The sequence below is a fragment of the Ideonella sp. genome (assembly GCF_044358605.1).
Classification (GTDB): Bacteria; Pseudomonadota; Gammaproteobacteria; order Burkholderiales; family Burkholderiaceae_C; genus Ideonella.
The window spans coordinates 40,878-50,347 of sequence record NZ_JBIKNQ010000037.1; the positions used below are offsets into that span (position 1 = coordinate 40,878).

The 9,470-nt window shown below is 64.6% G+C and carries 7 protein-coding genes and 1 pseudogene; 6 read left to right on the plus strand and 2 right to left on the minus strand.

The window, feature by feature from the left end:
• The first annotated feature begins 109 nt into the window (after positions 1 to 109).
• The gene (locus ACIQ3Q_RS13960; RefSeq protein WP_396269729.1) at positions 110 to 1,099 is read left to right on the plus strand and encodes a Bug family tripartite tricarboxylate transporter substrate binding protein; all 990 of its coding nucleotides are present in this window, start codon (positions 110 to 112) and stop codon (positions 1,097 to 1,099) included.
• On the plus strand, positions 1,096 to 2,589 hold the full coding sequence (locus ACIQ3Q_RS13965; protein WP_396269730.1) for an amidase: 1,494 nt from the start codon (positions 1,096 to 1,098) through the stop codon (positions 2,587 to 2,589). Before ACIQ3Q_RS13960 ends, ACIQ3Q_RS13965 begins: the two co-directional genes overlap by 4 nt.
• Here ACIQ3Q_RS13965 and ACIQ3Q_RS13970 read toward each other — a convergent pair.
• Positions 2,561 to 3,526 carry a hypothetical protein gene (locus tag ACIQ3Q_RS13970; protein ID WP_396269731.1) on the minus strand — a complete coding sequence of 322 codons (966 nt, stop codon included), beginning with the start codon at positions 3,524 to 3,526 and terminating at the stop codon, positions 2,561 to 2,563. The two genes, ACIQ3Q_RS13965 and ACIQ3Q_RS13970, sit on opposite strands and share 29 nt — an antisense overlap.
• Positions 3,527 to 3,648: 122 nt before the next feature.
• Between ACIQ3Q_RS13970 and ACIQ3Q_RS13975 the strand changes: the two genes are divergently transcribed.
• The 4 genes and pseudogenes from ACIQ3Q_RS13975 to ACIQ3Q_RS13990 all read left to right on the plus strand — a co-directional run bounded on the left by ACIQ3Q_RS13975 (position 3,649) and on the right by ACIQ3Q_RS13990 (position 9,032).
• Entirely contained in the window at positions 3,649 to 4,344 is a 696-nt protein-coding gene (locus ACIQ3Q_RS13975; protein ID WP_396269732.1) for a response regulator, read from the plus strand.
• Entirely contained in the window at positions 4,326 to 6,200 is a 1,875-nt protein-coding gene (locus tag ACIQ3Q_RS13980; RefSeq protein ID WP_396269733.1) for an ATP-binding protein, read from the plus strand. The genes ACIQ3Q_RS13975 and ACIQ3Q_RS13980 overlap by 19 nt, the downstream gene beginning before the upstream one ends.
• A gap of 121 nt (positions 6,201 to 6,321) precedes the next feature.
• Positions 6,322 to 8,067 carry a methyl-accepting chemotaxis protein gene (locus tag ACIQ3Q_RS13985; RefSeq protein ID WP_396269734.1) on the plus strand — a complete coding sequence of 582 codons (1,746 nt, stop codon included), beginning with the start codon at positions 6,322 to 6,324 and terminating at the stop codon, positions 8,065 to 8,067.
• Between the two features lie 362 nt (positions 8,068 to 8,429).
• Positions 8,430 to 9,032: pseudogene (locus tag ACIQ3Q_RS13990) on the plus strand (DUF6159 family protein).
• Here ACIQ3Q_RS13990 and ACIQ3Q_RS13995 read toward each other — a convergent pair.
• Positions 9,033 to 9,470 (minus strand): CYTH domain-containing protein (locus tag ACIQ3Q_RS13995; protein WP_396269735.1); only part of this gene is annotated, 438 nt, incomplete at its 5' end. It lies immediately after the preceding pseudogene.

A 9,470-nucleotide genomic window follows, 5' to 3' on the forward strand; every position in this document is an offset into this window, starting at 1 on the left:
GGAACTCGGGAAAACGCCAGCCCGTTTTTGCTGATTTGCACTAGTGCCTCGTCAGGGGCGGGCCCATGATCGGGCCTTCTTCATCCGCTAGCTAGTTTGAGGTGCGCTCATGATTCGTCGTCGCCATGTGGTGTCTGGGTTGGGACTGGGTTGCTTGGGGGCGGCGGTGACTGGGCCGGCGTGGGCGCAGGCCTTTCCCAGCAAGCTGTTGACGGTGGTGGTGCCCTATCCGGCCGGTGGCGGCTCCGATTTTGTGGCGCGCACCGCGCAGGGCGAGATGCAGCGCCTCTTGGGCCAACAGATCATTGTCGAGAACGTCGGTGGGGTGGGTGGGGCCTTAGGCATCCAAAGAATGCTGCAAGCCCCGGCGGATGGCCATGTGATGACCCTGGCTTCGCCCATGGAGCTGATCCAGTCGCCCATGGCCATGGCGGCGGTCAAGCACAAGCCTGAAGACATGCGCTTGGCAGCCCTGATCGTGCGCGCCGAGATGATCATGCTGGTGCGCAAGGACATGCCGGCCAACACCGTGGACGAACTGGTGGCGATGGCCCGCAAGCCCGGTGCCAAGGAGCTGAGCTATGGCAGCGTGGGCAGCGGCTCCATGTACCACCTGATGGGCGAAGTGTTCGCCAAGCAGACCGGTGTGAAGTGCCTGCACGTGCCCTACAAGGGGGCGGCCCCCATCCTCACCGACCTGATGGGGGGCCAAATCGACATGGTCTTCATTCCCTTGGCAGGGCCGGTGGTGGGCTTGATCAAGGAAAACAAAGTCAAGGTCTTGGGCATTGCTTCGCGCCAACCGCACCCAGGCTTCCCTCAACTGCCCACGCTCGCGTCCTCACAAGCCCTGGACGGCTTTGAATACGATCTCTGGGCCGGCATGGTGGTTCCCAAAGCCACGCCGGATGCCGCAGTGGAGCGGATCAACAAGGCCGTGTACGAAGCCCTGCAAAACGCTGAGGTGCGCAAGGCCTATGAAGGCACGGGCCAGCATGTGGCCAAGCCCATGTCGGTGGCGGAGTTGGGCAAGCTCTACACGGCTGAGATTGCGCGCTACCAAGCCATTGCCAAGGGCCTGAACCTGCAGCCCCAATGAGCATGATGACTGGCTCCAGCAGCGACCTGACCGACCTCGATGCGACCGCGCTTTCGGCGGCCATCCACGCCCGACAAGTCTCTTGCACCGAAGTGATGCAGGCCTATCTGGCCCGCATTCACCGGCTCAATCCGCAGGCGGTGGCCATGGTCAACTTGGCGCCGGATGAGGCCCTGCTGGCGCAGGCGGCGGCCTGTGATGCGGAGCTGGCGCGGGGCCAAAGCCGGGGCTGGTTGCATGGCATCCCGCAGGCCATCAAAGACGCGTCCAATGCGCTGGGTTTTCCCACCACTTTCGGCTCGCCCTTGATGCTGAAGAGCATGCCGCGCGAAGACAACCTGATGACCGCCCGCATGAAGGCTGCCGGTTGCATCGTCATCGGTAAAACCAATATGCCCGAGTTCGGCTTGGGCTCGCACACCTTCAACACGCCATTTGGGGCCACGCCCAATGCCTGGGACCCTGCCGTCTCAGCCGGGGGCTCCAGTGGCGGCGCGGCCGTCGCCTTGGCCCTGCGCCTGCTACCCGTGGCCGATGGCTCGGACTTCATGGGCTCTTTGCGCAACCCGGCCGGCTGGAACCATGTGCTGGGCTTTCGTCCCAGCCAGGGTCGCGTGCCCTTCTACCCCGTGCCCGATGTCTGGGTGAACCAGCTCGGCACCGAGGGACCGATGGCGCGCAGCGTGCGCGACCTTGCCCGTTTGCTGGCCACCCAATCTGGCCCCGACCCGCGCACGCCGCTGGCCTTGACCGACCCGGTGGACGACATTGCTGACGTGGCCCAGCTGGCGGGCCTGCCCGCAGCTGCCGAAGGCTTGAAGGGCTTGCGCATCGGTTGGTTGGGAGACATGGGCGGCCACTTGGCGTGTGAGGACGGCATCCTCGCGGGGTTGGAGTCTCATTTGCAAACGGCGGTCGCGGCCGGCGCCCAGGTCGAGCCCACCCGCCTGGGCAGCGACCTCGACGCCGTCTGGCACGCTTGGCTGATGTGGCGGCGCGCCTTGGTCGGCCCCCGCGTTGCACCCATGCTGCAAGCCAACCCCGCGTGCCGGGCACAGATCAAGCCTGAGGTGCTGTGGGAGCACGACAACGCACAAGGTTTGTCGTATATGGAATTCCAGCGCGCGGCCGTGGTGCGTAGCAGCTTTTTGCAGGCCATGGTGCAGCAGTTTGAGCACTTTGATGTGTTGGCGCTTCCCACGGCACAGGTCTGGCCTTTTGCAGTGGGCGAGCGCTGGCCGCAGCAGATTGCAGGCCGCACCATGGACACCTACCACCGCTGGATGGAGTGCACGATCTACGCCACCTTTGCGGGCTTACCGGCCGTCAGCATCCCGGCTGGCTTTCATGCCAATGGCCGCTGGCCCTTGGGTTTGCAGCTCATTGGAAAGCCGCGCGGCGATGCCGACCTGCTGCGCGCGGCCGCAGGTTTTGAGGCCATCGCACCGGCCTTGTACGCGCTCAGGCCACCTGCCAGTCAGCTCGGCTGATGTGTTGGGTCAGGGTGGCTTGCGGCTGGCCCTCGACCCACCACTGCAGGGTCAGTTGCGCTTCCTCCAGTGTCAGCAGCGCAAACACGCCCGATTTCTTGCCCACTAGAGCGGTGATGCTGGCGGGTTGGGCCATGGCGCTGGCGGTGGCTTCGTAGAGCCGCCCGCGCTCGCGGAAATCGGGCTCGTGGATGTCGCCGCTCAGCACCAAGATACGGTGTTGCCGAGCTTGCGCGCGCAGCCACACAAAGTCGCGGTAGTACATCTTCCAGTCGTTCAGCGTGGTGCCGCTGGCCACCAAGTTGATACCGGGCTCGGGCAGCAGCGCGGCTTGCAAGGCTTCTCGCTGAGCCCCACCCAGCAAGCTGGCCTGCGAGCCCGCCACAGGGCGGAAGCTGCGGCCATCCGTCAGGTGCAGGCGCAAGCCCGGCGCCAGGTCCACTGTCTGGGCGATGCTGCCCAGGCCCTGCGCGGCCACACCGTTGGGCACAGGGTTGGCGGGGTACTGCAGCGGCTGGGTCTTCAGGGTGTTGCGGAACTGTTCGAACAAGACCCATGCGCACTGCCGGTAGGCCGGCGGCACATAGCGGCTGTCGGTGAACTCATCAGTGTGCGGCTCCAGGCAACGGCCGTTGTCGCAGCCCAGGTCATGGTCGTCCCAAATTGCATGCACTTGCCGGCCCGCCAGCGCTTGCCGAAAGTGCTGCACCGCCCACTGCTGCGCGTAGTAACCATGCATGCGCTGCGAAAACTCCGCCAAGGGCAAATAGAGGGCTTTGCCGTTGCCGAGGTGGTCACCGAGGCCGTAGTCCATGTAGATGTTGTCGCCCAGCAGCACGATGTGGCTGGGGTCTTGGGCGGCCAGCGTCGCCCAAGTGCTTTGCTCGGGGTCGCGCACAGCATCGCAGCAGGAGGTGAAGGCAATCTTGATCGACATGGGGGCTCCTCGGAGGCCCCGATGCTGCGGCCAAGCGCCACCCTTGCCAAGGGGCGCGCCTCCTCAGTTCATGGGAGACGCACGCATGCAGCGGGGCCTCAGCTCGTGCCAAGATGCGGGCCATGAATCTGATCACCGTGGCCTTGGTTGAGGACGACGTGCGCATCCGCGACCGTCTGGTCCAAGTCATCCAACAAGCGCCCTCCCTGAAGTTATTGTTTGCGGCAGGCACAGCCGCCGAAGTGCTGTCCTGGTTGGCCGACCATGCGGTCGATGTGCTGCTGGTGGATTTGGGCCTGCCCGATCGCTCGGGCCTGGAGGTCATCCGCGAAGCCCGGCTGTTGCAGCCCAGTTGCTCCTCCATGGTCATCACCATGTTTGGTGACGAGGCCAGCATGCTGGCCGCCTTTGAAGCCGGTGCCCGAGGCTACCTGCTGAAAGACGGTACCGAGGCCGACTTGGCCGGCCATGTGCAAAGCTTGCACGCTGGGGGCTCACCCATGACGCCCATCATTGCGCGCCAACTCCTGGCGCGCTGGCAGGCGGTGCGGCCCGTCCCTGCACCCACAGAGCCCAGCCCCCGCGCCACGGCGCGCAGCCTGTCGGGAGAGCCCAGCAAAGTTGAGGGTTTGTCACCGCGCGAATCTGAAGTGCTGGACCTGGTGGCGCGTGGCTTCATCTATCAAGAAATTGCCGAGCGCATGGGCGTGTCCATCTCCACCGTGCAAACCCATGTGCGCAATATCTACGGCAAGCTGGGCGTGCACAACAAGGCCGAGGCTGTTTTTGAGGCGCGCCAGTGCGGCTTGCTGACCTAAAGCCGGCGCTGTTCCTGGGCAGTCTCGCGGCGGCCTTCTTGCTGGGCTTCAGTTTGCTGCTGGCCTGGAGCATGGGCTGGCAGTGGAGCCCCACCGAGTCGGCCGCTGTTCACACCTTCACCCAGGCCGACGCGTTGTTGCAGCCCGACGGCATGCCTGCGCAGCGCGCTCAGGTGAGCCTGCGTCACCGATGGGACAAAGCTTTTCCGGGGCGCAGCGGCCAGGCTCGTTACACCTTCACCTTGCCGCCTGAGATCGTGGCCCAAGAGCCTGCTTTGGGCTTGTACCTGGGGCGCGTGGGCAACCAAGCCCAGGTCACCTTGAACGGGGTGTTGCTGCAGCAGTGGGGTGAGCCGCGCTCCACCGTGTATGACGCCAGCAAGTTCAGCCGCGTCTTGGCCTTGCCCGCTGCTTTGCTGCAAGGCCCTGGCCCGCAGGTGTTGGTGATCGAGCTGCACGCCCAAGCCTTGCGTGGCGGCGGCTTGTCCCCGGTGGTCGTCGGCCCGCTGCCGACGGTGTCGGCCTTGCAGGAGCGACAGCAGTTTTGGGCCCAAGGCCCGGCCGCCGCCTATGCGGCCTGCTTGTTGCTGATGGGCGGCTTGGCGGCGGGCTTGTGGTGGCAGCAACGTGAGACCTTGTTTGGCTGCTTCAGCTTGGCCGCCTTGTGTGGCGCGGTGCGCCCCTTGGACCAATGGCTGCAACACACGCCCTTGCCCTGGCCCTGGTGGGGCGCGGTGTTGGCCATGGCCTACGGCCTGCAGTTGGGCCTGATGGCGCGGTTTGTATTGCTGGCGCTGGAGCGCAACATCCCTTGGCTGGTGCGCGGCATTCACCTCGTGATTGCCAGCATGGTGGTGTTGGTCGTGTTGTCGTTTTCCATGGGCATACCCGCGCTGTGGACCTTGGCCCTGGTGCTCTTAGAGGTGGTGGGCTTGGCCTGCTTTGGCGTGGTGCTGCAGGAAGCTTTGCAGCGGCGGCGCCGGGCGGCTTGGTGGTTGCTGGCGGCGGGCGGCGTGACGCTGCTGGCCGGCACCCACGACCTGCTGCGAGTGCGCATGGGTTTGTGGGGCGGCTCCACTTTTGCCTTCACACCGCACGCCATGTTTGTGTTTGTGCTGTTCTTGGCGGCCTTGGTGGTCTCGCGCTTCAGCCGCACGGCCGAGGCCTACCGAGCGCTGAACGACCAACTCACCGAGCGTGTGGCCGACAAAGAGCAGCAATTGCGCGCCGCCTTTGAGGCCTTGCGCCAAGAGCAGCAAGAGCGGGCGGTGCTGGGCGAGCGCCAGCGCATCATGCGCGAGATCCACGACGGCATTGGCTCCCAACTGGTGGGCTTGCTCAGCCTGGTGCGGCAAGAGCCGGTTCAGCCTGTGGTGCTGGAAGAACAGGTCCGCCAAGCCCTGGACGAAATGCGCATGGCAGTGGACTCTCTGCAGCCCATGCAAAGCGATCTCACCGCCGTGCTGGCCACACTGCGCTACCGCCTGCAGCCTCGGCTGAAGGCCGCGGGTATCGAGGTGCAGTGGGATGTGGACACCCTGCCGCCCATTCCGGGCTTGGAGCCCCCGCAGATCCTGCAGGTGCAGCGCATCTTGCTCGAAGGCTTCACCAACGTCATCAAGCATGCCAAGGCCAGCCGGGTGGTGGTGCAGGCCCGCTGGCAGGCGGCGCCCCAGCCCACCATTTGGCTGCGCTTGATCGACAACGGCGTGGGCTTGAACCCTCAGGCCAGCACCCACCCGGGGCTGGGCCTGCCCAGTATGCAGGCCCGGGCTCAGGCGCTGGGCGCGACGCTCACCCTGACGCCGGGTGATGAGGGCGGCGCTGTTCTGGGTATGCGCTGGCCTATCCCTTGATGGCGGCCGCTTCCTTGGCGAAATGATGCCCGTCGCGGCCGGTATTCAGGCCTTAGCTTTGGCAGCCTGCGGCCGAAAATCCCTTCGAAGTCCGTCTATTTGTCGATTCAAGGGAAGCCCCATGCGCTTACTCCATTCATTGCGTTGGTCCATCGCCACTCTCGGCGCCGTGGGTGTTGTCGCTTCTCTCATGGTGTTCGGCCAGGGGCTGTGGACGCAGCAGCACATGAGCCAGAACGCCGGTGCGGCCTTTGTGGCCAAGGATGTGGTGGCCGACATCCTGCCGCCGCCGATGTACCTGATTGAAATGCGGCTGGTGCTCTCCCAAGCAGTCGAAGGCTCGCTGGACGTGGCCGAAGCCAAGAAGCAAGTTGATCGCTTAGCCAGTGAGTACCAAGCCCGGGTAGATTTCTGGACGCAAAACCCGCCCTATGGTCTGGAAAAGCAACTGCTGGGTCGTCAGCACGAGACGGCCAAGACCTTTATTGCCGCGGCCCAGACCCAAGTGATTGCCAAGCTGCAAGCCGGTGAAGCCGATGCGGCCAAGCAAGCCTTGGCAGACGTGCACAAGCTTTACTTGGCCCACCGGGGCGGTGTCGATGAAACCGTGGTGGCCGGCAATGCGTTTGCGGCCTCGTCCATGGAGGCTTTTGCAGCAACCCAGAAGCGTTCCTCCACCACTGCACTGATGGTGGCGTTGGCGGCGGTAGCGCTGGTGTTGCTATTGGCCCGCTGGGTCTTGCGCAGTATTGAGCAGCCCGTAGAACGCTGCACCCGCATGGCCCGCAAGATTTCCAGTGGTGACCTGACCCAGTGCGAGCTGACCCAAGTTCGACGCAAAGACGCCATCGGCGCGCTGGAAACCGTGCTGTGCGAGATGCAGGGTCAATTGGCCCAGACCGTGGGTGCCGTGCGACGCAACGCGGAAGGCGTGGCCTCGGCCAGTGCGCAGATTGCGTCTGGCAACCTGGACCTCAGCCAGCGCACCGAGCTGCAGGCGGGCGCCTTGCAACAAACCGCGTCCACCATGTCCAACCTGGGCGAGGCCGTGCGCCACAACGCCGAGCATGCTCAGCAGGCCAACAGCTTGGCCATGGCCGCGTCCTCAGTCGCTGAGCGTGGCGGATCGGTCGTCGGCCAAGCGGTTGAAACCATGAAGGGCATCAACGACAGCAGCCGCAAGATCTCCGACATCATCTCGGTGATCGACGGCATCGCCTTCCAAACCAATATCCTGGCGCTGAACGCTGCGGTGGAAGCCGCCCGTGCCGGTGAGCAAGGCCGTGGTTTCGCCGTGGTCGCGGCCGAGGTGCGCAGCCTGGCTGGCCGTTCCGCCGACGCGGCCAAAGAGATCAAACAACTCATCACTGCCAGCGTGGAGCGCGTGGAAAGCGGCACCACCTTGGTGGATCAAGCGGGTGCCACCATGAGCGAAGTGGTCAGCGCCATCAAGCGCGTGACCGACATCATGAGCGAGATCAGCCATGCCAGTGCCGAACAGCGTGCCGGCGTGGAGGAGATTGGCGACGCCGTGCGCCAAATGGACCAGTCCACCCAGCAAAACGCCGCCATGGTGGAAGAGGTGGCCGCTGCGGCGGGCAGCCTCAAGACCCAAGCGGATCAACTGGTTCAGGCCGTGTCTGTGTTTCAACTGAGTGCGGCAGGCCCGGTTCGCACGCCGTCGTTTGCATCGATGAAGCCCGCCGCATCCTCGGCACCCGTGGCCGCAGCAGTCCACAGCCCTAAGCCGGTGGCCGCCAAGCCCATGGCACCACGGCCAGCGCCCGCACCCCTGGCGCCTGCACCCCTGGCGCCTGCACCTGCTCCGGCAACTGCGGGGGCGTCGGACGACTGGGAGACCTTCTAGTCATACCGCCCTGGGTTGGGCAATGCATCACGCCCGCGTGGGCTTGCTGGGCCGCACATGCGCGTCCCGCGCCCTATAGTCCGCGCCGAAACCCTTCAGGCAGTTTGAAAAGGATGGTGCGGATGTTTCGCATTCAACAGAGTTGGCGCCTGCTTGGCGCCACCTTGCGCTTATGGTCTGGCACGCCTTGGCTCTGGGGCTATGGCGTGTTCTGGATCGCCCTCGTGTGGGCGGTCTGGTGGCCGCTTTCTGGGCCGGTCATTGAGTGGATGATCAGCACGGCCAAGCAAGGCGATGAGACCGCGCTCAATATGGGCCTGCTGCAGACCTTGGGTGTCTACATGGCCCTGAACCTGTTGCGCATGGGCTTTGGATTTTCAGTAGCGGGGCTCGCCACCGCCCGCTTGGAAGGCCATCGCCCCTCGGGTTGGGACGCCTGGGAGGCCATTGTTCGCCACCTGGGAGCCATCTTCTGGCTCAGCCTTATCCACTCAGTGGTGGGCATGCTGTTAGAGCAGTTGCGCCAGCGCTTTGGCTGGTTGGGCGAGATCCTGAGCAATGTGGCCGCCATGCTCTGGGGTTTGGCCACGTCCCTGACCATCCCCGCCTTGGTGATGCGACAAGAAGCCACCTGGCAAGAGGGCTTGGCCTAGAGCGTGAGCCTGTTCAAGCGCACCTGGGGTGAAAACCTCGTGGCCACGGTCAGCAGCGGCTTGGTGCTGGGCCTTCTCACCATGCTGGTGATGTTGGCCTGGCTGGGCTGGGGCCTGGTGCAAGCCCCCGTGCTGGCCATGCCTACGCTGATGAATGGCGCCGTGATGATCATGTTGGCTTCTTGGGTGCTGGGCGCCTTCTTCCAAGAAACCTTCAACACGGTGCTCTACCGCTATGCCCGCCTGGGCGAGGTGCCCGACGCGTTTGTGGAGATCGATCTGCCCAGTCAGTTTGTGCCCAAGGCCGCGTGATCACCAGCGCTGAAACGGCCGCTGCGACAGGCTGGCGTTGAAGTAACGCGCATCATGCGTGACTTCTTCGCCCAGCCAGTCGGGGCGCTCAAACGCCGCGTCTTCTGAGGGCAGCTCCACCTCGGCCACCACCAGGGGCGCGTTCTCGCCGTGGAACTCATCCACCTCCCAGGTGGTGGCGCCCACCTGCAGCACATAGCGGGTCTTTTCGATCAGCGGCCCTTCGCAGAGTTGCAGCAAAGCCTGTGCATCCACCAACGGAATGGGGTACTCAAACTCTGCCCGCGTCGCCCCTTGGGTCAGGCCCTTGATGGTCAGAAAGGTATCAAGCCCCGGGAGATCATTCACACGTTTTGTGAAGAGCTTGGGGTGTGAGGCGTGCCATTTTTTCAGGGCCTCGATGGGGGTCTGGTGGTTGAGGGCGCGTTGAGGAATTCG

What these genes read in the sequence shown, in the direction of transcription:
- ACIQ3Q_RS13960 (WP_396269729.1), top strand. Translation starts at nt 110, where the DNA reads ATGATTCGTCGTCGCCATGTGGTGTCTGGGTTGGGACTGGGTTGCTTG.
- ACIQ3Q_RS13965 (WP_396269730.1), top strand. Translation starts at nt 1,096, where the DNA reads ATGAGCATGATGACTGGCTCCAGCAGCGACCTGACCGACCTCGATGCG.
- ACIQ3Q_RS13970 (WP_396269731.1), bottom strand. Translation starts at nt 3,526, where the DNA reads ATGTCGATCAAGATTGCCTTCACCTCCTGCTGCGATGCTGTGCGCGAC.
- ACIQ3Q_RS13975 (WP_396269732.1), top strand. Translation starts at nt 3,649, where the DNA reads ATGAATCTGATCACCGTGGCCTTGGTTGAGGACGACGTGCGCATCCGC.
- ACIQ3Q_RS13985 (WP_396269734.1), top strand. Translation starts at nt 6,322, where the DNA reads ATGCGCTTACTCCATTCATTGCGTTGGTCCATCGCCACTCTCGGCGCC.